At 50.0% G+C, this 21,473-nt stretch carries 21 protein-coding genes and 1 pseudogene; 16 read left to right on the top strand and 6 right to left on the bottom strand.

What is annotated here, in order from left to right; all coding sequences use genetic code 11:
- Window positions 1-30: 30 nt before the first annotated feature.
- On the bottom strand, window positions 31-159 hold the full coding sequence (locus tag IFO68_RS21970) for a hypothetical protein (RefSeq protein WP_255558089.1): 129 nt from the start codon (window positions 157-159) through the stop codon (window positions 31-33).
- Between the two features lie 203 nt (window positions 160-362).
- A complete protein-coding gene (locus tag IFO68_RS02090) occupies window positions 363-1,343 on the bottom strand; it encodes an endonuclease/exonuclease/phosphatase family protein (protein ID WP_192014191.1) in 981 nt (326 codons plus the stop codon).
- 258 nt (window positions 1,344-1,601) lie between these two features.
- On the opposite strand from IFO68_RS02090, the pseudogene nrdD reads away from it, so the two are divergent.
- From nrdD to IFO68_RS02075, 3 genes and pseudogenes are all read left to right on the top strand, one after another.
- Window positions 1,602-3,425 (top strand): annotated as a pseudogene (gene nrdD, locus IFO68_RS02085) (anaerobic ribonucleoside-triphosphate reductase); the annotation flags it as partial.
- A 14-nt stretch (window positions 3,426-3,439) separates the two neighbouring features.
- Complete coding sequence (nrdG, locus tag IFO68_RS02080) at window positions 3,440-3,955, top strand: anaerobic ribonucleoside-triphosphate reductase-activating protein (RefSeq protein ID WP_192014189.1); 516 nt, start codon at window positions 3,440-3,442, stop codon at window positions 3,953-3,955.
- A 201-nt stretch (window positions 3,956-4,156) separates the two neighbouring features.
- Window positions 4,157-4,420, top strand: a complete 264-nt coding sequence (locus IFO68_RS02075; protein ID WP_120512255.1) for a DUF2960 domain-containing protein — start codon at window positions 4,157-4,159, stop codon at window positions 4,418-4,420.
- A gap of 1 nt (window position 4,421) precedes the next feature.
- Here the strand turns inward: IFO68_RS02075 and IFO68_RS02070 are convergent, their stop codons facing one another.
- Window positions 4,422-5,210 (bottom strand): ceramidase domain-containing protein, encoded by a 789-nt coding sequence (locus IFO68_RS02070; RefSeq protein ID WP_225445021.1) that lies wholly within the window; start codon window positions 5,208-5,210, stop codon window positions 4,422-4,424.
- 15 nt (window positions 5,211-5,225) lie between these two features.
- Complete coding sequence (locus tag IFO68_RS02065) at window positions 5,226-5,843, bottom strand: class I SAM-dependent methyltransferase (RefSeq protein ID WP_237795271.1); 618 nt, start codon at window positions 5,841-5,843, stop codon at window positions 5,226-5,228.
- A gap of 248 nt (window positions 5,844-6,091) precedes the next feature.
- On the opposite strand from IFO68_RS02065, the gene IFO68_RS02060 reads away from it, so the two are divergent.
- From IFO68_RS02060 to IFO68_RS02025, 8 genes are all read left to right on the top strand, one after another.
- A complete protein-coding gene (locus tag IFO68_RS02060) occupies window positions 6,092-6,445 on the top strand; it encodes a DUF2750 domain-containing protein (protein ID WP_027254236.1) in 354 nt (117 codons plus the stop codon).
- A gap of 75 nt (window positions 6,446-6,520) precedes the next feature.
- Window positions 6,521-6,919, top strand: coding sequence for a carboxymuconolactone decarboxylase family protein (locus IFO68_RS02055; protein WP_192014187.1), 399 nt, complete (start codon window positions 6,521-6,523; stop codon window positions 6,917-6,919).
- 168 nt (window positions 6,920-7,087) lie between these two features.
- A complete protein-coding gene (locus tag IFO68_RS02050; RefSeq protein WP_192014186.1) occupies window positions 7,088-9,148 on the top strand; it encodes a PhoX family protein in 2,061 nt (686 codons plus the stop codon).
- Window positions 9,149-9,379: 231 nt separating this feature from the next.
- Entirely contained in the window at window positions 9,380-10,105 is a 726-nt protein-coding gene (locus IFO68_RS02045) for an esterase/lipase family protein (RefSeq protein ID WP_225445003.1), read from the top strand.
- A gap of 20 nt (window positions 10,106-10,125) precedes the next feature.
- The gene (locus IFO68_RS02040; protein ID WP_192014185.1) at window positions 10,126-10,716 is read left to right on the top strand and encodes a GNAT family N-acetyltransferase; all 591 of its coding nucleotides are present in this window, start codon (window positions 10,126-10,128) and stop codon (window positions 10,714-10,716) included.
- 65 nt (window positions 10,717-10,781) lie between these two features.
- Window positions 10,782-10,943, top strand: a complete 162-nt coding sequence (locus IFO68_RS02035; protein ID WP_192014184.1) for a hypothetical protein — start codon at window positions 10,782-10,784, stop codon at window positions 10,941-10,943.
- A 63-nt stretch (window positions 10,944-11,006) separates the two neighbouring features.
- Window positions 11,007-11,516: a GNAT family N-acetyltransferase gene (locus IFO68_RS02030; RefSeq protein WP_192014183.1), complete on the top strand. Its 510-nt coding sequence runs from the start codon at window positions 11,007-11,009 to the stop codon at window positions 11,514-11,516.
- A gap of 301 nt (window positions 11,517-11,817) precedes the next feature.
- Window positions 11,818-12,774 (top strand): sensor domain-containing diguanylate cyclase, encoded by a 957-nt coding sequence (locus IFO68_RS02025; RefSeq protein WP_192014182.1) that lies wholly within the window; start codon window positions 11,818-11,820, stop codon window positions 12,772-12,774.
- A gap of 56 nt (window positions 12,775-12,830) precedes the next feature.
- Here IFO68_RS02025 and IFO68_RS02020 read toward each other — a convergent pair whose 3' ends face one another.
- Window positions 12,831-14,123 (bottom strand): DEAD/DEAH box helicase, encoded by a 1,293-nt coding sequence (locus IFO68_RS02020; RefSeq protein WP_192014181.1) that lies wholly within the window; start codon window positions 14,121-14,123, stop codon window positions 12,831-12,833.
- A 180-nt stretch (window positions 14,124-14,303) separates the two neighbouring features.
- Window positions 14,304-15,023 (bottom strand): glycerophosphodiester phosphodiesterase family protein, encoded by a 720-nt coding sequence (locus IFO68_RS02015; protein ID WP_192014180.1) that lies wholly within the window; start codon window positions 15,021-15,023, stop codon window positions 14,304-14,306.
- A gap of 575 nt (window positions 15,024-15,598) precedes the next feature.
- On the opposite strand from IFO68_RS02015, the gene IFO68_RS02005 reads away from it, so the two are divergent.
- From IFO68_RS02005 to IFO68_RS01985, 5 genes are all read left to right on the top strand, one after another.
- On the top strand, window positions 15,599-16,177 hold the full coding sequence (locus IFO68_RS02005) for a nucleoside triphosphate pyrophosphohydrolase family protein (protein ID WP_192014176.1): 579 nt from the start codon (window positions 15,599-15,601) through the stop codon (window positions 16,175-16,177).
- A gap of 128 nt (window positions 16,178-16,305) precedes the next feature.
- Entirely contained in the window at window positions 16,306-17,670 is a 1,365-nt protein-coding gene (locus IFO68_RS02000) for an MATE family efflux transporter (RefSeq protein WP_225445002.1), read from the top strand.
- Window positions 17,671-17,858: 188 nt separating this feature from the next.
- A complete protein-coding gene (locus IFO68_RS01995; protein WP_192014174.1) occupies window positions 17,859-18,686 on the top strand; it encodes an alpha/beta fold hydrolase in 828 nt (275 codons plus the stop codon).
- A gap of 24 nt (window positions 18,687-18,710) precedes the next feature.
- Window positions 18,711-19,646 carry a bile acid:sodium symporter family protein gene (locus tag IFO68_RS01990; protein ID WP_192014172.1) on the top strand — a complete coding sequence of 312 codons (936 nt, stop codon included), beginning with the start codon at window positions 18,711-18,713 and terminating at the stop codon, window positions 19,644-19,646.
- A 134-nt stretch (window positions 19,647-19,780) separates the two neighbouring features.
- On the top strand, window positions 19,781-21,277 hold the full coding sequence (locus IFO68_RS01985; RefSeq protein WP_192014170.1) for a cobyric acid synthase: 1,497 nt from the start codon (window positions 19,781-19,783) through the stop codon (window positions 21,275-21,277).
- The last annotated feature ends 196 nt before the right edge of the window (window positions 21,278-21,473 follow it).

Here is a 21,473-nt window from a genome sequence, read left to right as displayed (position 1 = left end):
GTTTATATACGGTTTGAACGAGATGAGTTCTTAGTGAGACAACAAAATGATTTCGTTGTGCTCATCTGAATCTGTATTGGTGTAGACACACTCTGGCTGGTCAACCATAAGCTCATCCATGGTTGGCACAACGAGTGTTGCCAGGTTGATACTGTCCATTTGTGTTCCTTACTGCTTATCGTTTACTACTAATCATGGTTTCTGTTTTTGTCTGCCAGAAACACTATGTGTTTGAGATGACATTAACATGACAATGCGGCGATGTGCAGAGTCGCTTGGCTATCATTGACTCTTGTTCACAAATTCGTCGCCTATAAATCAATCGCCCACAAATCAGCCCGAGACCTTAGTATCCGCTTTATTTAAAGGCCGGAGCCCGGCAGCAAAGGGATGTCCAGTACCAGCGGGCAGTGATCCGACAGCGTTAAGCGGCTGACATCTTTTTGGGAAAACGGATACTGATAGACCTTTCCCTGCCTGAGGACATCAGCAATGTCGGCAGACGCCACAAAGTGATCGATCAAAGCGGTGTATCGCCGGTATTCTGCCTTGCGTTTGGAGCGGTTCAGACGAACATAGCACGAGGCGTTCACGTCTTTTGTCAGCAGATGGACAGAATGACGATCTGAAGAAGGGGCGCTCAGGGAACGATACAACCAGTCACCGCTGTCTGCCATCCGGTGATTAAAGTCGCCACTGATCAAAAACGATTCTTTAGCTGCCAGACGTTGATCAATCCAGTTTTTCAGTACGCCAGCCTGATAGCTCAGGACACGGCAGGACGCAGACTGTCTGTTGATCTTGCTGGTGTAGCAGCCCGATTTTAAATGTACGCTCAGCAGATGTATGGGCGTGCCTGACTGAGGATGAACAATCACATACGTTCCGTAGCGAAGGCGGCCTTTTCTGGCTCGTTCGCCTGATTTGGGCGCGGTGCGGATATTCAGACTGGCGATATCTTGCGGGTCACTGACGGGCAGGGATTGCCGGATAGCAAAGCCAGTGTACTGATTGCCGTCTCTGAAGCTTTCGCTGGCTTTGCCGTGCCGGTCGGAAAGATACAGCGAGTACTGATCTTTGGGCAGGATTCGCTCAACGGCTTCCTTACTGTCTGCTTCCTGAAACGCAATAATGTCCGGTGAGACCCGGCGGATCACATCAGTAAAATAGGCATAATCGGCATCGGTGCGGGGTACCCGGGGCGTACCAAACCATTCCAGATTCCAGCTCATAACAGTCAGTGATTGCCGTTGTGGCTGTTCGCGGCCAAAAGAGGACTGGCTGTCTGATGCATAGCTGAATATACTGAAAAAACTGACACAGAGGATCAGGATGAACGTCATTCCAACGTCTGGCCGAATTCTGTTTACCCTTGTTAACCTTGCCGCCATCAGACGCTCTCCTGCACTGAAATGAAACACATATCAAAGTGTAACCGACATTTAAGCATTCCTGATTCAGATCAAAGCAAAGCTGCGGCATCTGTCGCTTAATGCACAACATATTGTGTCTTGTGCTAAAAACAGTGTGCTTATTTTGTGTTTGTGGGGTGTGTGGTGACAGTGAACAAGGACAGCGACAACAGGCTGGAAGCGATGTTGCAAGATATTCGCGGACTGATGGGGCAAACCCATGCTGAACTGCTGAATGAAAACGCGAATAAAGACAGCAGAGTCATTCCTACTCAGCGGGATTTATTGGCGGGGATAGTGGCAAAGCACTATGCTCGTCAATTTTTGTTGCCTCAGGATATTGCCGATGCGCACGACAGTGGCGATCTGCACTTTCATGATCTGGATTATGCCCCTTTCTTCCCCATGTTTAACTGCATGCTGATCGATCTTGAAACCATGCTGACCCAGGGTTTCAAGATGGGGAATGCCGATATCGCAACGCCTCGCTCTATCTTAACGGCAACAGCGGTGACTGCTCAGATCATCGCCCAGGTCGCCAGCCATATTTATGGCGGCACAACGGTGAACCGTATTGATGAAGTATTGGCACCCTATGTCACCAGAAGTTATCAAAAGCACCTGGACATTGCCCGGGAATGGGAGATCCCCGATGCCAGAGCATATGCCCGGCAGAGGACGGAAAAAGAATGCTTTGATGCCTTTCAGTCGCTGGAATATGAAGTGAATACCTTGCATACCGCTAATGGGCAGACGCCTTTTGTCACTTTTGGTTTTGGTCTTGGCACGTCCTGGGAATCACGTCTTATCCAGGAATCCATGCTGAAAAACCGCATTGCCGGCCTGGGAAAAAACAGAAAAACCGCCGTGTTCCCCAAACTGGTGTTTGCCATTAAAGACGGCATCAACCATAAACCGGAGGACGGCAATTATGATATCAAGCAGCTTGCGCTGGCGTGTGCGTCAAAACGCATGTACCCCGATATTCTGAATGTCGAACAGGTAGAATCGGTGACGGGCTCGTTCAAAACGCCCATGGGGTGCCGCAGTTTTCTGGATCGTTTTGAAGCCGATGGCAAGATCGTGCATGAAGGGCGGTGTAATCTGGGCGTCGTCAGCCTGAATTTACCGCGTATTGCGCTGGAAGCCCATGGTCAGGAAGAGGTCTTCTACCGGTTACTGTCAGTGCGGTTACAGCTCGCCAGAGACGCACTGGCGTACCGAATATCATCGTTAAACGGTGTGAAAGCCAAAGTGGCGCCCATTTTGTACATGGAAGGTGCCTGCGGCGTACGGCTTGGCCCTGAAGATGATGTCAGCGATTTATTTCGCCACGGCCGGGCATCAATTTCGCTGGGTTATATTGGCCTACATGAAACAGTCAATGCACTGTATGGCAGTGATGTGCATATTTTTGATAGCCAGAGCAGGCAGGAAAAAGCGCTGGCCATCGTTCGTTTTCTGCGACAAGCCGTGGACAGCTGGAAGCAGGAAACCGGTTACGGTTTCAGTTTGTATGCCACACCCAGTGAAAACCTGTGCAGCCGTTTTTGCGCGCTGGACAGAAAACAGTTCGGTGAAATTAAAGGGGTAACGGATAAAGGTTACTACACCAACAGTTTTCATCTGGATGTCGAAAAGAAAGTGAATCCTTACGACAAAATTGACTTTGAAATGGCTTACCCCGCAGTGTCCAGCGGGGGATTCATCTGCTACGGCGAGTATCCGAATCTGCAGCATAACCTGGAAGCGCTTGAGAATGTGTGGGATTACAGCTATGCCCGGGTACCTTATTACGGGACAAATACCCCTATCGATGAATGCTACGAGTGTGGCTTTTCGGGGGAGTTTTGCTGCACCAGCAAGGGGTTTACCTGCCCTGCATGCGGCAATGGAGAGCCTGCCAGAGTGTCTGTTATTCGACGGGTCTGCGGTTATCTTGGCAGCCCGGATGCCCGGCCTTTCAATACCGGAAAGCAGGAAGAAGTCCGTCGTCGTGTCAAACATATGTAACGCCGGGAGTGAGAGTGAACTTTCATCAATACTATAACTGCGATGTGGTCAACGGCCCGGGCACACGCTGTACCTTGTTTGTCTCAGGTTGTGAGCACCAGTGCCGGGGTTGCTATAACCAAGCGACCTGGCCGGTTAGCAGCGGCAGGTATTTCGATCAGCAAATGGAAGATGCCATCATCGCTGATTTGCAGGACACGCGTATTTTACGCCGGGGCTTGTCGCTGTCTGGTGGCGATCCGCTTCATCCGGCTAATCTGGTCAGCATCAGTCAATTAGTGAAACGGGTCAGACAGGAATGCCCGGATAAAGATATCTGGCTGTGGACCGGGTACCTGATGGAAAACCTGACCGCAGAGCAAAGGCGGGTGACATCTTATATTGACGTGATGATTGATGGCCCGTTTATTCAGGCATTACATCATGCGTCACTTATCTGGCGGGGCAGCAGCAACCAGCGGGTATTGCGCAAAGCCGGGCCGTCAGGTGTATGGGTAGAAATGAATAATTATCAACAGTTCGGATATTAACCCATTCAATTTTCATGGGTTTTACTGATAACTGCTAAAGTTATCCACTGTTTCTGTGTATAACTGTGGGAAAACATAGTGCATGAATAATACAGAGGTGGATAAACCCATGGTTAAAACACCGACCAGTGCTGGGCTTAGCGGGGAAATTTCGATACACTTCGCCACCCGATACAAACCAAGAACGACTCGAGTCCTGCTATGTCACGAACAATTATTTACACCTATAAGGATCAGGAAAAGCACATCAGTTTTTCCTACAGCCAGTTTCGCTCCATTCATGAGGCGGTTGCCGCCGCAGAAGGGATTGATTTAACAGGATATCTGAAAATGGAACAGCAGGTAGAAGCTGTGTCCAGCGGCGAGAAGGCAGTAAGAGATTTTCGTGACAGCCATTTCCGTAAGCTGGGGTTCGGCAAAATAACGCTGGCACCGAAACAACATCGCGGAATTGGTGAAAAATAATTTATCTTTTTGCTGTACGCAATTGCAGTAAGCGGTAAATCCACCAACCTGCCAGAGCGGCCAACAAATGCTTGATGCTGTGGCCGCTTATCCACCCTTCAGTCAGCATAAATATACCTGTGTCTTGCAGCTCCGCAATCTTGGCGAATCCATATGTCACCAGTGCCGCCAGATAATATCTGCTACCGGGGCGCCTTTCTTTATACAGCATCAGAATCAGTGGCAAATGCACAATGGGCAGCAACTGAATCAGAATATACGCACTTAAATCCGCTGCATCTCCCTGAGTGGTCGTCATCAAATACCAGTACACAACGGCAAGCAGCCCGTAGACATTCAATGGGAACAGCAATCGCTGTCCTAACCTCGGCGAAATGTACTCGCTTAAAACAATGCAATACAAGTTAACAAAAGCCAGGCTGATCGGAATGCGATCTAACATTAATCCGAACGGATCGGGCGAGAGATGGTAAAACGCTGAGCCAAGGCTGGTGGCTAACAGGGCCTGAAAAAACAGAAAATACGCGCTGGATATTTCAGGTTCGATAACCTGATCAGCCTGTCGCGACGGGATCTGGCTGAGTAGCCTGATACCCAGCAACCCGACCACGGCAAACGGCAGGTTGGACATGACGTTGGTGAAGTTGTTGATACCCAATCTCTGGTGGTTATCGGCATAATCGTAAAAACTGGCTGGCTGGGTAATCGGTGCCCAGTACAGGGTCACAACAATGAGCAACAGTGCCGACCCAATCAACAGCCCCGCTTTTCGTTGATCCGAACCAGGCATGACAGTCAATGGCTGCTACTTTTTCATCGCAATGAAAGTATGAATGTGCCATTGGCGCTTTTCGCCCGTCAGCTGCGAAGAGACTTCATGGCGTTGCTGCCAGGACACGACGTAGAACTGGCTGAACAGCCGCTCCAGCTCAGGCTTGCTGTGCGTCATTATCTTGTCTGAAAAGTCGGAATCATCACCATTCATGCCCAGAAAGTGACCACAGAAGATGCCCCCCGGATTGACGCACTGTACAATTTTCTGCCATACACCATAAAAATCGGCGCGCGGACAGAAGAACAAAGATGCACTGGCATTCACCAGATGGGCTTTAGGGAAGCGGTATTCGCTGAAAGAGCAGTGCTGCAGATCCAGTAGCGGGTTGGAGGCAGCAAGAGGGTGTGTGGATAACTGCCTCAGGCTCTCCAGATTACTGTCAAAGGCATACACGCGATAACGCTGTTCTAACAGATAGAAGGTATCTCTGCCATGGCCGCACCCGCAGTCAACCGCCACTTTCCCTCTGAGTCGCTCACCCAGTAATTGATGCGCTTCAACCAAGTGCGTACGGGGCGCTTGCAGAGAGGATGGAAAAAGATAGGTTTGCCAGTCTATTGTGGCCATGTATACCTCGATAATGCTCACTTCGTGGTCATTTCAAGTATAAGCGGTGCGTGCTGAAGCCAGCGTTCAATAGTTAGACACAGCGACAATCTCTGTTCATCCTCTGCTTGCGAATTCTCAGACCAGTAATCAATGGCCCCGGCAGACGGACAGAGGTAAAGCCGTTGTGCCGCATCAAGAATTTGATCTTACATTGCGCACAAACTTTGCTACTATTTGCGCCAACAAGCCCGCGAACCAGCGAGCCCCCACTCAAGAGAGAAATCATCATGACGAAATTAACTGCAGACGTACAGGCGAATGCTGAATTGTTCTTCACTGAGTCTAAAGAGACGCATGTGGTGTACGGCCTGTGTAATGAAGAAGGGGATTGGTTGTCAGTTGACTCAAGCGAGTTTGAAGAGTCGGAAGTCATGCCGTTCTGGTCCACTGAAGCGGATGCAAAATTTCATTGTGTGGAAGAATGGGCTGAATTTCAGCCATCTCAGCTGCCGTTAGACGTGTTTGTGCAGGACTGGATGATCACACTTTCTGAAGAAGGAGTACTGGTTGGTCTGAACTGGAACCAGGAACTGGAAGGTGCTGAAATGGAGCCGCAGGAAGTGGCTAAACAGTACCTGTAATCCCCTTCGAATATACAGTGAAAACCGCCGGCAGGCGGTTTTTTTGGCGCTATTTTTTATAAAAGCAGGCGATTTATGGATTCAAAACGTTATCAGGCCGGGCTGGCGAGGCTCAACGAACTCGACCCGGATGCAGAGCAGCATTTGAAGGAAACCTTTCAGGCAATTTGTCCAGAGCTGGCCGATTTTATTATCAGCTTTCCGTTTGGTGACGTGCTTTCCAGAGACGGGCTGGATTTCCAGACCCGCGAGCTGGCGACCATTTCGGCGTTAACGGCGATGGGCAACTGCCAGCCGCAACTGGCCAGTCATATCAAAGGGGCACTCCATATTGGCTGCCAGCCTCAGCAGATTGTCGAAGTGATATTGCAGATGGCCGTCTATGCCGGTTTTCCGGCCGCGATTAACGGCATGACAGTGGCAAAAAGCGTGTTTCAGGAGTCAGGCATCATTCACACTGAGCTGAGCGACTAAGCAGAAGCAGCCTGAAGCCAGTTTGAATTCGCTCATTGTAAGATCATGTTTTTAAAGATAATGAAATCGAAGCGTCATTAAGATTACGCCCAGTTGTAACACTATGCGCTCAGTATGTGTGCCCGTTCATACATAAAAACTGATAATGCACTTAACTGGGGAAGTCTGATGAGCAAGGCAACATTTGATCCAACATGTTATAACAAAAGTGGCAATGAAACGTTTCAACAGGTGCTTGATAAGCACCTTTCCCGCCGTACCGCACTGAAAAGCACGCTTGGTCTGGGTGCACTGACTGCCTTGAGCACTTTTGGTCTGGCCGGCTGTGGCAGCGACAGTAACTCTGGTAAATCTAACGGCGGCTCGGGGACAAATCCTGAAGTGCCAAACCGAAGCACAGCCGTGCTGAATTTTGATTCCATTCCCGGCTCTTTACTGGACGCCGTAGCAGTACCGGCCGGTTATTCCGCCCAGGTGTTGGTGCCCTGGGGCACACCTCTGAATAATAAAGCCAGCGCCTGGGATAACACAGGCAATAACTCAGCAGAGGACCAGGCAAACGCGATGGGGATGCATCATGACGGCATGCACTTTTTCCCGCTTAACGACGCCGCCGATGACGGTTTACTGTGTATCAACCATGAGTACATCGATTCGAATGCGCTGCACCCTCACGGCCCGAGTAAAGATTCTGGCACCAATCTGCGCACCAGTGTTGAAGAAATCCGCAAAGAGATCAACGCTCACGGCGTCAGTGTGGTTCGCGTAAAATTGAATGGGAATCAGTGGGCGATTGTCGATAACGATCCGCTTAACCGACGTTTTACGGCGGCTACTGTGATGGATATGGCAGGCCCGCTGGCGTACACCTCTTACCTCGAAACCCGCTTTTCACCCGATGGCAGCCAGACCCGTGGCACACTGAACAACTGCGGTAACGGCTATACCCCCTGGGGCACCTATCTGACGTGTGAAGAGAACTGGCCGGGTTATTTTGTCAATAAAGGTACCAAGACCGAAGAGCAGAATCGCATCGGTGTATCAGGCTCGGCTACACGTTATGGCTGGGATGATCTGGCCGGTGATGCCGATGAGCGCCTTGATGAATTCACGCGTTTTAATGTTACGCCAACCGCAGCAAGTGCCGCCGCCGATTACCGCAACGAAGCCAATGGCTTTGGTTATATCGTTGAAATCGATCCGTACAGCCAGAATGCCCGTGCGGTAAAACGTACCGCTTTGGGCCGTTTCCGTCATGAAGGCTGCGCCTTCGGCAAGCTGGAGGAAGGAAAGCCGATTGTTTTTTACTCGGGGCATGACTCTAAATTCGAATACATCTATAAATTTGTCTCTGACGCGGTATGGGACCCGGCAGATGCCAATCCGTCAAACCGCCGCGTTGCGGGCGATAAGTATATGGATCACGGCACCCTGTATGTGGCGAAGTTTTCAGAAGACGGTGCAGGTAGCTGGTTACCACTGACGATGAACAGCCCGACTACAGGCGGTGGTGTGCTCGGCGATACGTTCGATTCATTGGCCGCTATTTTGCTCAATACCGCCGGGGCGGCTGATCTTGTGGGTGCAACGCCAATGGATAGACCGGAATGGGCTTCGATAGATCCCTTCACCGGTACTGTGTATATGACGCTGACCAACAATTCGAGCCGCACAGAAGCCAACGTCGCAAACCCGCGCCTGAACAACTACTTTGGTCATATTATCCGCTGGGACGAAGGCAGCGATATGACCTCGTTCAGCTGGGACATTTTCCTGTTTGGCTCACCCGCCAGTGCAGACGCCGACACTAATCTGTCTGGCCTGACTGATCTCAATATGTTTGCCAGCCCGGATGGCCTGGCATTTGATGAGCGCGGTATCCTGTGGGTGCAGACGGATAACGGCGCGGCGGATGTCACCAGTTACACCAACGATCAGATGCTGGCGATTGTACCCTCAGCTATGGTGGACAGTCAGGGTCAGCAGCAAGCGGTCACCGGCGCAAACCAAAGCCAGCTGAAACGTTTTTTTGTCGGCCCTAACGGTTGTGAAGTGACGGGCTTTGCTATCAGTCCTGACTATAAGTCTGTCTTTATTAATATTCAGCATCCGGACAATTGGCCGTATTCTGATAACGCGACGACAGAAACCCCGTCGGGCCAGACGGTTCGCCCTCGTGCCGCCACTGTAGTGATTCGTCGTAATGATGGCGGAGAGATTGGCATTTGATGTCACGGTGTCCTAACCCTTTATCAACCCGCAGTCTGACTGCGGGTTTTTCGTTGTGATTTCCTTTGATATCTTTCTTTCAATCTCTTCCCTTCGATACATTTTTTCGCGACTTTCCCTGACGAAGATTCCATTAAAATTCACCCTGATGCATAATAGATCTCTGATTTTTAAAGGATGTTTTGAAGCGTCTTCCAGGTTGGCCGGGGTCACCGTCAGGATTGATAGCGAATGAGAAATGAAGGTGTGAAGGTTGTTCTGCTGCTTGTTATGACTGTGGTATCTGTCGCTGTTAAGGCTGCGCCATCACAGCCGCCGGGATGTGTGATCCTGTTGCATGGTCTTGCCAGAACAGCAAACGCGATGGATACCATGACAATGGCACTGGAGCTGGCAGGGTATCAGACTGTGAATATGGATTACCCGTCGACAACGGCAAGTATTGAGTCCCTTGCGGCGTCCGTCATTCCAGCAGCTCTGTCTCAGTGCCAGCACATTGAACCGGTTCATTTTGTTACACACTCAATGGGCGGCATCTTAGTCCGGCAGTATCTGTCGGCAAATCGCATAGCAGGCCTTGGCAGGGTCGTGATGCTCGCTCCGCCTAACAAAGGCAGTGAAATTGTGGATGCCATGCGTGATTTAACACTGTATCAGTGGATTTACGGCCCGGCGGGACAACAGTTGGGCACGGATAAGGTCAGTGTGCCTAATACGCTCGGACCAGTTCAGTTTGAGCTGGGCGTGATTGCCGGCAATTACAGTATCAGCCTGCTGACCTCCTGGCTGTTGCCTTTGCCTCATGACGGTAAAGTGTCGGTCGTCAGTACCCAGGTCGAGGGGATGAAATCGCATCTGGTCCTGCCGGTCAGCCATACCTTTATCATGAACAATCATGAAGTTATTGCTCAGACCATGGCATTTTTACGTCAGGGCCGCTTTATAGATAATCATTAAAAGATTCAAGGATCGCCCGCATGTTTGTACTACCTACACCACGGTTAGCCTTAACGGATTTCCTGCCGTCAGATACAGATGCGTATCTGGCGATGGCACAAGATGAAAAGTATCAGCGTTTTTACAGTGAACAAGATTGCAATGAGAAGGCTATGCGTGATCTGGTCACTCTGTTTGTTGAGCAGGCCAGAGAACGCCCCCGGGCAAAATATCAGTTAGCGATCCGTCTGGCACAAGGCAAGGAGCCAGTGTCTCCTTTGATCGGTACTGCGGGATTACGCATAGATAACAGCGGTGATGCGTCGGTTGGCTGCGGTTTGCTGCGAGCCTGTCATGGGCAGGGCATTGCTGAAGAAGCAATGATAGGGTTAGTCAACTTTGGTTTTGAAGATTTAGGTCTTCACCGAGTGTATGCAGAAACGTTGGCGGCCAATAAAGCGGCAATAGCACTTTGTCGTCGTCTTGGTATGATCGAAACCGAAAGGCTGCATTCCCACCGTTACTTTAAAGGGCGCTGGTGGGACGCTGTCACTATGGAAATGGATCTTCACCGCTGGAAAAAAACGGGGCTGTCTTTCGCTGCACCCGGATGTGGAAATAGCCTCACCTGAGCGGATTGTGCCAGGTGAGGTCTGTATGTTCAGGCTGAGGTTCAGTTTGCCTGAGAGAGGTTGTTATGAAAAAAGTGATGCAAGTCGTTGCTGCTCTGGCCATACTGCTGGCTGTTTTCTGGGCAGGTATGCAATTTGAACGTTTTCGCTATGAAGATGTGTGTTTGGATATGGGCGGCGGCAGAAACCCGGGTGATTTCCCGATCTGCGTGATTCAGACTCCTTGATCACGCTTGTCTAGAGACAGTATTTAGCAGGTAAAAGAGTATTTTGATTGTAGGGTAACTAATATGGATGTGATTGAGATTCAGGACGTTTCACCTTTTAAGGCGCAGTTAATTCCGCTGTTGCAAAACTGCGTGGATGACGGTGCTTCAATAGGTTTTTTGCCACCGTTAAGCGATGAGGAAGCCGAGGCTTACTGGCTTGGGGTGGCGAATGACATAGGTGACGGGCGTAAATTGTTTGTCGCCTGTGAAGGGGATGCAGTCATTGGCACAGTGCAGCTTGCTTTGACGTCAAAACGTAACGGGTGCCACAGGGCTGAAGTGGAAAAACTGATGGTTAACACGGCTGCCCGCGGCAAAGGGGTAGGAAAAGCATTGATGACCACAGCTGAATTATGCTGTCAGCAATTGCAGCGCAGCCTGATTGTGCTGGATACCCGGGAAGGGGATGTTGCTTCATCCCTCTATCGTAAGCTGGGCTATACAGAAGCGGGAAGAATCCCTGATTTTGCCCTGAGTGCGTCAGGTCAGTTCGATGCAACGGTATTTTTTTATAAACAATTAACGTGTTAAAACCTTGTGGGCTTTAATGCTACAGGCAGCACCGGGAGTGGGTATAACGCTGTCGGTCTGTTGCTGAGCAGCCTTTAACTCTTTGACAGCGAGCGTTTTCTTGCCTGAAAACGGTTCAGGGAATTTGCCTCGAAGGCTTGTTCTGGCCGCAGAGACAGGCATTGTTGATGAACAGCCAAAAAATGTTTACCCCTCCTGATTACCTGTGTTGCAACGAGTAGCCAATGGCATTCAGCTAAGACAAGATGATATATTTTGCCTTAGCTGAATGAGAAGTTGTTGAATCGTAGGATCGGTCACTATGCTAGCACCAGAGAACCCCAGAAACGAAGTTGAGCGTTTGCAATGCTTGCGTTCCTTGTCTTTGCTGGATACGGATCGGGAAGAAAGGTTCGACCGGATAACGCGTCTTGCCAGGCGGCTTTTCAATGTGCCGGTTGCAACAGTGACGCTGGTTGGTGATGACAGACAGTGGTTTAAATCCTGCTGCGGTGCTGAACTGATAGAAACCAGCCGGGAAGTGTCATTTTGCGGACACGCAATCCTGGCTGATGGCCCTTTTATTGTTTCTGATGCATCTCAGGACAAACGGTTTCATGATAACCCTTTGGTTTCCGGCCCTCCCCATATCCGCTTTTATGCGGGTGTCTCTTTGGTTTACGACAATAAATACAAGCTGGGCACCTTGTGTATCTTCGACCATCAGCCCCACTCGATGAGCAAAGATGAAATCAGGGATCTGGTTGATCTGGCCAAGATGGCCGAGCAGGAGTTGTCTGCCCTGCATGATGCAACCATTGATGAATTGACTCAGATATCCAACCGCCGCGGTTTCATCAAACTGGCGACCAAGAGCCTGGAAAACAGCCATCTTCATGGCACGCCGTTTTCACTGGCATTTTTCGATCTCAATAAATTCAAAGACATTAATGATCAATTTGGCCACCAGGCCGGTGATAATGCGCTGAAAGATTTTGCCTTGCTGATCAGCCAGAGTTTTCGCTATTCCGATTTATTTGCCAGAGTTGGCGGGGATGAGTTTGTCGTACTGTATTCAGGGATAACGGAAGAGGAAACGCGGCAGACTATAGAGCGTTTTCAAAAGACGGTCGATGTGTTCAATACCCGGCAAAACCGCCCGTATCAGTTATCTTTCAGTGCCGGCGTCTACAGCTTGCCGGCAGGTAAAGTGATGAACCTGGACGAGATTCTGGCGAAAGCGGACTCAAGAATGTATCTCAGTAAAATGCAATCCTGATGGCTTTAAAACACCCTCCAGCTGCTGAGGCTGGAGGGTGTTGTGTCCTATAATAATTATTTTTTCAATGTTTTTGGTGCAGCACTGCGGCTACGGATCGCTTTTTGTAATCGCATCCGGCGCTCTGCAGCAGATTGATCCGGATTATTGGTACGGCCTTTGCGATCACGGTATGAGGCTTTGGTGTTCAGTTTCTCAATCAGTGCGTCACGTTTAGCAGGCTCATAACCTTCAAGAATGACCCGGCGAATGCGTTGCTTGATGAGTTTTTCAACTTGCAGCAAGGTCAGTTCTTCTTCGCGGCTGACAAAGGAAATGGCATGGCCTTGCTGACCGGCACGACCGGTACGGCCAATGCGGTGTACATAATCTTCGGCAAGAAATGGCATGTCATAGTTCACAACATGCGGTAAGCCTTGAATATCCAGTCCGCGTGCAGCAACTTCCGTCGCAACCATCACCCGGGCTTTCCCTGTCGTAAACTCTTCCAGCGCACGGCGACGCGCACTTTGTGCTTTATCACCATGACAAAGAACGGCTTTGATACCGTCGAGTTTCAGCTCTGTCACCAGGTCATTGGCGGTTTCTTTGTAATTCACAAACACCAGTACCTGCTGCCAGTTCTTTTTACCAATCAGCTCAGAAAGCAGCTCGCGTTTGCGATCTTCATCAACAGGGTAAACCACATGCGCCACGGTTTCTGCCGTGGAGTTTTCAGGTGTGACAGAAATACGCTTTGGCTTATTTGTGATGTCGCCAGCCAGTTTGTTCATCAGGCTGGAGAATGTGGCAGAGAACAGCATGGTTTGCGGATGGCCCTGAATGCCACTCATAATAGTGCGGATATCGCTAATGAAGCCCATGTCTAACATACGGTCAGCTTCGTCAAACACCAGAAATTCCAGGTTCGTTAACGACAGATTACCTAAATCCAGGTGCTCAATTAAGCGGCCTGGTGTTGCAACCAGAATGTCGACGCCACTTTCAAGCTGCTTTTCCTGACTCGACATTTTCTTTCCGCCGAAAACAGCAGCAACACGTAATTCCAGATACTGGCTGTAATCTGAAATATTACGTGCAATCTGCTCTGCCAGTTCACGTGTCGGCGCCAGGATCAGCGCGCGCGTCGTATAACTTTTTCTCGGCTTGGGGGTGTCGGCAATTTTCTGAATGATCGGCAGCGAAAAAGCGGCTGTTTTGCCCGTACCAGTCTGGGCATTTGCCACAATGTCCTCACCACGACGAGCAGCAGGTATCGCTTTTTGCTGAATGGGCGTCATTTTTTCATAACCACATTCATCCAAAGCGCGAACAATTTCCGGAGCAAAATTTTGTGAAGCAAATGACATGTTACATTCCTACAGACGGTATACCGAACGAAACGCTAAGCTGAGGATTCCGTTTGGTATGACTGACCAAAACCACGGATTATAGAGCAATAATCATAGCCTGTGGCAGATGATTTGAGCTTTAGCTGAAAAATTACGCAATAAAGGCGGATATCCGGCCTGAAATAAGCCCGGCTTATTTCAGGAAAGAGGAGAGAGCAGAAGTGGCGGGTTGTCAGTAATAATGATATCGACGCCCCACTGGTAAAATTGTGCAACCAGTTCCGGTTTATTCATGGTCCAGATATGAAGATCCAACCCGGCCTGTTTGATCGTGCTCGCCAGTGTTTCGTTCAGTAACCGATAGTCCATATGGACACTGAACAGTTCAAGTTTCTCTGACAATCCCATCAGATCTTCCGGCACGCTGTCGCAGATCAACCCTCGGCGGATATGAGGCATCACCTGCTGGCAACAGGCGACAGCGTTAACGGAAAAGCTCGACAATATCAGCGATTCCGCAGGGAAACCATTGGCCGCAATGGTGTCTGCAACCTTACTGATCAGTTGCTCGGTGTCTGCTTCATCATGAATCTTGATTTCCAGATTGAGCTTAAGTTGGTATGCACGGCAGGCAGTGAGTGCTTCTTCCAGCGTCAGAATGCGTTCATTGGTAAAGTTGGTGCTAAACCAGCTACCGGCGTCAAGTGCTTTCAATTCAGCCAGATTCAGTTCACGTACATAACCCCGTCCGTTGGTGCAGCGGTTCACTTTTTTGTCGTGAAATATTACCGGGATAAAATCCGCACAGAGTTGGGTATCCATTTCAACCCACTGAATCTGATGTTTAGCGGCTTCCTGCAAGCCTGCCAGGGTGTTTTCAGGAGCCAGTGCAGCGGCTCCGCGATGTCCGGAAATCATGTGTGATCAGTACCATCAAGAAAAATGAGACAGGTAACGACTGTATCTGATATGCCTCAGGATTATAACAGTTCAATGACGGTAAACGTCCAGGTATTGTTCAGCGATTCGTTGTCGCTGCCCCCACATAGCTGCCGAGTTTGATGAAATAGTGTTTGCTGCAACGGCTGCACTGGAACTTATGACTATTTTTGTTAATGATTTTATCTAACATCGTTCGGCGAATACGCAGAGGAACACTCTTGCTTTTGCAATGTGGACACATAATCGTGCTTTTTTTCTATGAAATCGTGGGCGTATTGTATTCGACAAGTTAATCAATTCAGTGATTTACGTCACAAATCACTATTGCATATGCGGCAGGGTGTAATGCATAAGTTGAATATTGCCTAAATGTCAGTCAAATGAAGGTGAAATCTTGCTTTTGTGTTCGGAGAAGAAAAATGAAAGCTCGGAATGAGTGTGTTACCATTCGCCGACTTTTAACCGTGTAGCTGATGCCGCCACCTTAATAACTGAGGGATGCAGCGACTTTCCGCTTCGCACGATGACGATAGATTGATGAGGAATTTAGTATGAAACTGACTGTGCTGGATCAGGCATTGTTTGACCACTTGTATCGTGACATTAGAGAGTTTCGTACTACGTTTGATCTGGACATTGAGAATCCATCGACGCTGAATGAGCAAATGGACCAGTTACATACCTCGCTGGCAGTAGAAGAACTGACAGAACTGGCGGAAGCTGATTCTCTGGTTGAGCAGGCCGATGCCATTGTCGACACTGTTTATGTGCTGATGGGACGGTTGGTGCACCTGGGTGACAGCAAGGTTCAGGGCAACTTGGGTATCAGTTATATGATTGACCTGTTACTGCAAATTGCCAAACGACTCAATATCGATTTCGTTCCCTGCTGGGACGAAGTGCATGCCAGCAATATGAGCAAGGTGTGCCGTAACGAGCAGGAATTTTCGGAAACACAGGCGTTTTATGCCAAGCAGGGCGTAGAGATTACAGGTAACCAGAAAGGCGATTACATCATTGCTAAATGTGCCAAAGATGTTGAGTTGGAAGACAAAGTCATACGCAAAGGGAAAGTCCTGAAATCTGTGTATTATCGTCCCGCCGATCTGGTGACATTAGTAACTAACTAATTTCTGAGTTTCATCATCGCTTGATCCCTGCCACATAGGCGGGGATTTTTCCGACTACTTTCACTCACTGTCTTCGTACTGACGTACCAGCCCTTTACACTTTTCTTTTTTCTGACGAATTGCTGATTATGCCCCGATCTAATGCCACTGATTCCACCCATGCAGGTTCGCTGTCGCGACAGCTGTTTTCTATGACCTGGCCGATGATGTTCGGTGTACTTTCGTTGATGAGCTTTCAACTGGTCGACAGTGCCTTTATCGGACAATTGGGTGTGTTGCCTCTTGCTGCCCAGGGCTTCACGCTACCGATACAGATGATCATTATCGGTCTTCAGGTTGGACTGGGTATTGCCACGACGGCGGTGATCTCACGGGTGCTCGGCAGTGGTGACGAGCGGCGTGCCAAGCAGTTAGGTGGACTGGTTGTTCTGACCGGTGCTCTGATAGTCGTTGTTGTCGGGATTGCCATCTGGTTATTGAGAGGACCAATCCTTTCATTGCTGAGCGCGCCGGATAACGTCCGGCCACTCATTGATGCTTATTGGCCGTACTGGCTGTGCAGTGCCTGGCTGGGTGCCATGGTCTATTTTGCCTACAGTTTGTGCCGGGCCAATGGCAATACAGTGCTACCCGGTATCATGATGGTGGTAACCAGCGTGCTGAACATGGTGTTGGATCCGCTCTTTATTTTCACGCTGGATCTGGGGCTTGTCGGTGCTGCAATGGCAACCATAGTGGCATTTGCCATCGGCATGCTGGTGATGTTTCCTGTTGTTATCAAACGGCATTGGATGTCGTTGAACTGGCAGGGCCTGCATGTCATGGCATCGATAAAAGAGCTCCTGAACATTATGGCGCCCGCCATGCTCAGCCAGCTGATGCCGCCGCTGGCTTCCATGCTGGCAACAAAACTGGTTGCCGGCTTCGGTGCTGCTGCCGTCGCTGCCTGGGCGTTAGGATCCAGACTGGAATTTTTCTCTATTGTGGTAGTGCTGGCGCTCACTATGTCTATGCCGCCTATGGTGGGCCGTTGTCTGGGACAAAAAGACATGGCATCAATCACGGCATTAATCCGGCTGGCGGTGAAATTTATCATGGTCTGGCAGTTTGCGATCGCTGCGATTTTGCTGATGTTGTCTGTATGGCTGCCGTCCGTGTTAAGCAGCGATCCATCCGTCAGCCAGCTTCTTTCTGTTCATCTTCGCTGGGTGCCCGTCAGCCTTGGCCCGCTTGGGGTGTGTATGCTGATGGTTTCGGTGAGTAATGCGCTGGGGATGCCGATGCGGGCATTGGTGATTTCCTGTTTAAGGTTATTTGCCTGTTTTCTTCCGTTGATCTGGCTGGGCGCGCACTTTGGCGGAATAAAAGGCCTGTTTATCGGGGCGATGTTTGGTAATCTTGCCGCCGGATTGATGGCCTGGCTGTGTTTCCAGCAAGGCATGCATAAAGTGGTCGCGAAATTCACACCTGCGACTATGGCAGAGCAGAATTAATACCAATCTGGATAAGTCAGTGTTCAATCAATGCGCAGGAAAAATCGCTCAGAACAAGGTATGGCGTGCAGCTCGCGAGCGGTTCTAACGACAAAATCCATAACGCAGTGGTTATCAGTTTTAACCAGCAAGAATGATCAAAGACTTATGTAGGTTGGTATAAGTACAAAAGAAGACTTGGAGAAACAATGAACCGTATTTCCCCGCAGCAAAGGCATCGATTTAAGAGCATCAGTTATCAGGACATTGGGCAGGGTCCGGTGATCCTTCTGGGCCATGCTTACCTGTGGGACAGCACTATGTGGCAACATCAGACAGCAGCGCTCAGTCAGCATTTTCGTTGTATCGTGCCGGACTTCTGGGGGCACGGCGAATCTGATGCCGCGCCGTCCGCCAGCGCAACACTGGCTGATTATGCCAGTTTGATCAATGAATTACTGGAACACCTTGGCCTGGATCAAGTGGGTGTTGTTGGTCATTCGCTGGGTGGAAGCTGGGCGATTGAACTGGGTGTGCTTGCCCCTGCTAAAGTGAAAGCTCTGGCGCTGCTGGACAGCTTTGCCGGATTAGAGCCTGAAGTGGTTAACCTGAAATATCAGGCGCTGTTACGTGAGGCTGAATCTGCTCAGTGTTTCAGCCAGGCATTTATCGATTTCTTTACCCCTTTGCAGTTCGGCCAGAATGCAGAACGGCGTCAGCCTGAACTGGCTGCGCAGTTTCGTACCCGTTTAGCGCAATATCAGGGCGGTGCGGTCAGTGCGCTGACCCAGGCCGGGCGTATGTGGTTTGGTCGCCGTGACAGTTTTGAAGATGCAGAAAACTTTGCTCTCCCATGCCTGCTGCTAGTGGGGGTGCAAGACAGAGTTCGTTCTGTGCTGGAATCGCACCTGATGCTGGATGGTGTGACAGGAAGCCGTCTTGAGCTGATTGCAGAGGCGGGCCATTTAACACCCCTGGAGCAACCGGAAGAAGTCACAGGCCATTTGCTGCCATTTTTCCGGCACACCATGGAATGACATTAGAATAATTGAGGGAATAAGATGCTAGGGATTGTGATCAGACTTTTTCCGCTGTGGGCTGTGCTGCTATCCGGTTATGCCTATGTGCAACCGGCTTTTTTTGTTGAGTTGAAAGCCGCTATCGTACCTTTGCTGACATTTGTGATGTTAACAATGGGGCTGACGCTGAAAATGACGGATTTTCTGGCGGCAGTACAGAACAAACGAGCGGTGAGTGTCGGTGTACTGCTACAGTTTACCGTCATGCCTCTGGTGGCCATAGTGCTCAGTCTGGCATTGGGGTTTAACCCTGAGCAAACCGTTGGTATGGTGTTGGTGGGCAGCGTTGCCGGTGGTACGGCATCTAATGTGATTTGCTATCTCGCCAAAGGGGATGTTGCGTTATCCATTACCATGACGGCAATGTCGACCTTACTCGGCGTGTTTCTGACACCGCTGCTGACCGGCTCCCTGGCGGGGCTGAGTGTCGAAGTCCCTATGATGGCGATGCTCTCCAGTCTGGTAAAAATGGTCTTGCTACCTGTGCTGGGCGGGGTGCTGATTAATCATTTTGTTGCAGGCTTCACGCGTCGGCTTGCCCCTGTTTTGCCTTTGCTGTCTGTGGTTGCCATTGTCATTATCATTGCGATTGTCGTGGCGCTCAATGCTGAAAGCCTGACGCAAATCGGGCCGGTGATCGCGCTGGCGGTTATTCTTCATAATGGTATTGGCCTGGCTGCTGGGTATTTTTCCTGCCGTCTGTTGGGATTCAATGAGACAGTCTGCCGTACCATTGCCATTGAAGTTGGCCTGCAAAATTCCGGTCTGGCGACGGCGCTGGCGATGAAATTCTTTTCCCCGGTTGCGGCGATACCCGGTACGCTGTTTTCAATCTGGCATAACATTTCAGGTTCAATGCTGGCGGCGTACTGGTCTAAAAAAAACCCGGCTCAAAGTGTGGATCCGTTAGCAAGCTGAACCGACAGGGAAGAGTAAAAAGCAGTCAGTTATCATCACTGGCTGCTTTTTTCATTAAGCTGCCTTTCTGACTTAATCTGACACAACGCCAAAATAGTTCGTTACAGTGTCACTGATATTCAACGAGAGAAGACATGCAATCAACAGTTCGTGCCCTGATGGTTCAGGGGACTACATCTGATGCAGGAAAAAGTGTGCTGGTTGCCGGATTGTGTCGGGTGCTGGCAAGAAAAGGCATTCAGGTCGCGCCGTTCAAACCGCAAAACATGGCACTGAACAGTGCGGTTACCGCTGATGGCGGTGAGATTGGTCGCGCTCAGGCAGTTCAGGCTTTCGCCTGCGGTATTGAGCCAACAGTAGATATGAACCCGGTATTGCTCAAACCGAACACGGACACTGCCGCCCAGGTGATCGTGCAGGGCAGGGCTGTCGAGGACATGGATGCCATTGGCTTTCAGGGTTACAAGCAATTTGTGTTGCCTTCAATTCTGGCATCTTTCGCCCGCCTGCAGCAGCGCTACGACACTGTGGTGATTGAAGGGGCCGGTAGTCCGGCTGAAGTCAATCTGCGCGAAAACGATGTCGCCAATATGGGCTTTGCCGAACCTGCCGATGTGCCGGTTATCATTGTGGCCGACATAGATCGCGGCGGTGTTTTTGCGCATCTGTACGGCACGCTTGCCTTATTGTCTGAGTCGGAGCAGGCCAGAGTAAAAGGCTTTGTCATTAACCGATTTCGCGGCGATATCACCTTATTGCAATCCGGGCTTGACTGGCTGGAGCAGAAAACAGGCAAACCTGTACTGGGTGTATTGCCGTATCTGCATGGCCTGATGCTCGAAGCGGAAGATGCGATTTCTGTTCAACAGGTGGAAAAAGTAGACAAACCCTTGCAGGTTGCGGTGCCTGTATTAACCCGAATCAGTAATCACACCGATTTCGATGCATTGCGGATGCATCCTCAGGTCAATGTTCACCTGACAGGTAAAGGGGAGCCATTGCCTGCTGCCGATCTGATTATTCTGCCCGGTAGCAAAAGCGTGCGCAGCGATTTAGCTTACCTGCGTGAACAGGGCTGGGATAAGCAGATTGCCCGGCACCTTCGCCTTGGCGGCAAGGTCATGGGTATTTGCGGCGGTTACCAGATGCTGGGCGAATGGGTATCCGATCCGCATGGCCTGGAAGGGGAACCGGGTCAAAGTCCGGGTTTAGGTTACTTGCCAATTACGACGGTTTTGGAGCCCGAAAAGCAGCTTAAACGCTCTCAGGGCACATTACGTCTGCCAGGCATGCCGTCGGTTGAGGTCAGTGGTTACGAAATTCACGCCGGGGTGACATCGGGTGTGACGCTGGACTCAGCACCGGTTCATTTGCACACAGACAGCGGGAATCTTGCTGATGGTGCAATCGGTGTTGATGATCAGGTGTTCGGTACTTATTTACACGGCGTGTTTGATAAACCCTCAGCCTGCAGCGCTATTCTGAGCTGGGCCGGTTTATCGGACTGCCAGACGCCAGACATGGAACAAATCAAAGCGGAAAACATTGAACGGCTGGCTGATGAAATCGAAAAGCATCTCGATCTGGCTGCGCTTTGGCCTGAATGGAAGCATTTGTTTCAAAAGGTATAATTTTTTCTGGTAACTCAATCTGCTGCCTAATAATTAATAGGCAGAGTATTTTAAGGTGATACAGGAAAAATGCCTGTAAATATCGTCTTACAGGTCTGTGTTGGCGAATGGCATGAAAATCAGGCTGAAAGTATAAGAATAGCGTTTGTCATTCATTTTCAATTAGCGTTTGCACATACAGGATGAAGGCGATAAG

It is taken from the genome of Photobacterium arenosum (assembly GCF_014841115.1).
GTDB classification, from domain to species: domain Bacteria; phylum Pseudomonadota; class Gammaproteobacteria; order Enterobacterales; family Vibrionaceae; genus Photobacterium; species Photobacterium arenosum.
This window is presented reverse-complemented; position numbering and strand designations above follow the sequence as displayed.

What these genes read in the sequence shown, in the direction of transcription:
- IFO68_RS21970 (WP_255558089.1), bottom strand. Translation starts at nt 159, where the DNA reads ATGGACAGTATCAACCTGGCAACACTCGTTGTGCCAACCATGGATGAG.
- IFO68_RS02090 (WP_192014191.1), bottom strand. Translation starts at nt 1,343, where the DNA reads ATGACGTTCATCCTGATCCTCTGTGTCAGTTTTTTCAGTATATTCAGC.
- IFO68_RS02075 (WP_120512255.1), top strand. Translation starts at nt 4,157, where the DNA reads ATGTCACGAACAATTATTTACACCTATAAGGATCAGGAAAAGCACATC.
- IFO68_RS02070 (WP_225445021.1), bottom strand. Translation starts at nt 5,210, where the DNA reads ATGCCTGGTTCGGATCAACGAAAAGCGGGGCTGTTGATTGGGTCGGCA.
- IFO68_RS02060 (WP_027254236.1), top strand. Translation starts at nt 6,092, where the DNA reads ATGACGAAATTAACTGCAGACGTACAGGCGAATGCTGAATTGTTCTTC.
- IFO68_RS02055 (WP_192014187.1), top strand. Translation starts at nt 6,521, where the DNA reads ATGGATTCAAAACGTTATCAGGCCGGGCTGGCGAGGCTCAACGAACTC.
- IFO68_RS02050 (WP_192014186.1), top strand. Translation starts at nt 7,088, where the DNA reads ATGAGCAAGGCAACATTTGATCCAACATGTTATAACAAAAGTGGCAAT.
- IFO68_RS02045 (WP_225445003.1), top strand. Translation starts at nt 9,380, where the DNA reads ATGAGAAATGAAGGTGTGAAGGTTGTTCTGCTGCTTGTTATGACTGTG.
- IFO68_RS02040 (WP_192014185.1), top strand. Translation starts at nt 10,126, where the DNA reads ATGTTTGTACTACCTACACCACGGTTAGCCTTAACGGATTTCCTGCCG.
- IFO68_RS02035 (WP_192014184.1), top strand. Translation starts at nt 10,782, where the DNA reads ATGAAAAAAGTGATGCAAGTCGTTGCTGCTCTGGCCATACTGCTGGCT.
- IFO68_RS02030 (WP_192014183.1), top strand. Translation starts at nt 11,007, where the DNA reads ATGGATGTGATTGAGATTCAGGACGTTTCACCTTTTAAGGCGCAGTTA.
- IFO68_RS02025 (WP_192014182.1), top strand. Translation starts at nt 11,818, where the DNA reads ATGCTAGCACCAGAGAACCCCAGAAACGAAGTTGAGCGTTTGCAATGC.
- IFO68_RS02020 (WP_192014181.1), bottom strand. Translation starts at nt 14,123, where the DNA reads ATGTCATTTGCTTCACAAAATTTTGCTCCGGAAATTGTTCGCGCTTTG.
- IFO68_RS02015 (WP_192014180.1), bottom strand. Translation starts at nt 15,023, where the DNA reads ATGATTTCCGGACATCGCGGAGCCGCTGCACTGGCTCCTGAAAACACC.
- IFO68_RS02005 (WP_192014176.1), top strand. Translation starts at nt 15,599, where the DNA reads ATGAAACTGACTGTGCTGGATCAGGCATTGTTTGACCACTTGTATCGT.
- IFO68_RS02000 (WP_225445002.1), top strand. Translation starts at nt 16,306, where the DNA reads ATGCCCCGATCTAATGCCACTGATTCCACCCATGCAGGTTCGCTGTCG.
- IFO68_RS01995 (WP_192014174.1), top strand. Translation starts at nt 17,859, where the DNA reads ATGAACCGTATTTCCCCGCAGCAAAGGCATCGATTTAAGAGCATCAGT.
- IFO68_RS01990 (WP_192014172.1), top strand. Translation starts at nt 18,711, where the DNA reads ATGCTAGGGATTGTGATCAGACTTTTTCCGCTGTGGGCTGTGCTGCTA.
- IFO68_RS01985 (WP_192014170.1), top strand. Translation starts at nt 19,781, where the DNA reads ATGCAATCAACAGTTCGTGCCCTGATGGTTCAGGGGACTACATCTGAT.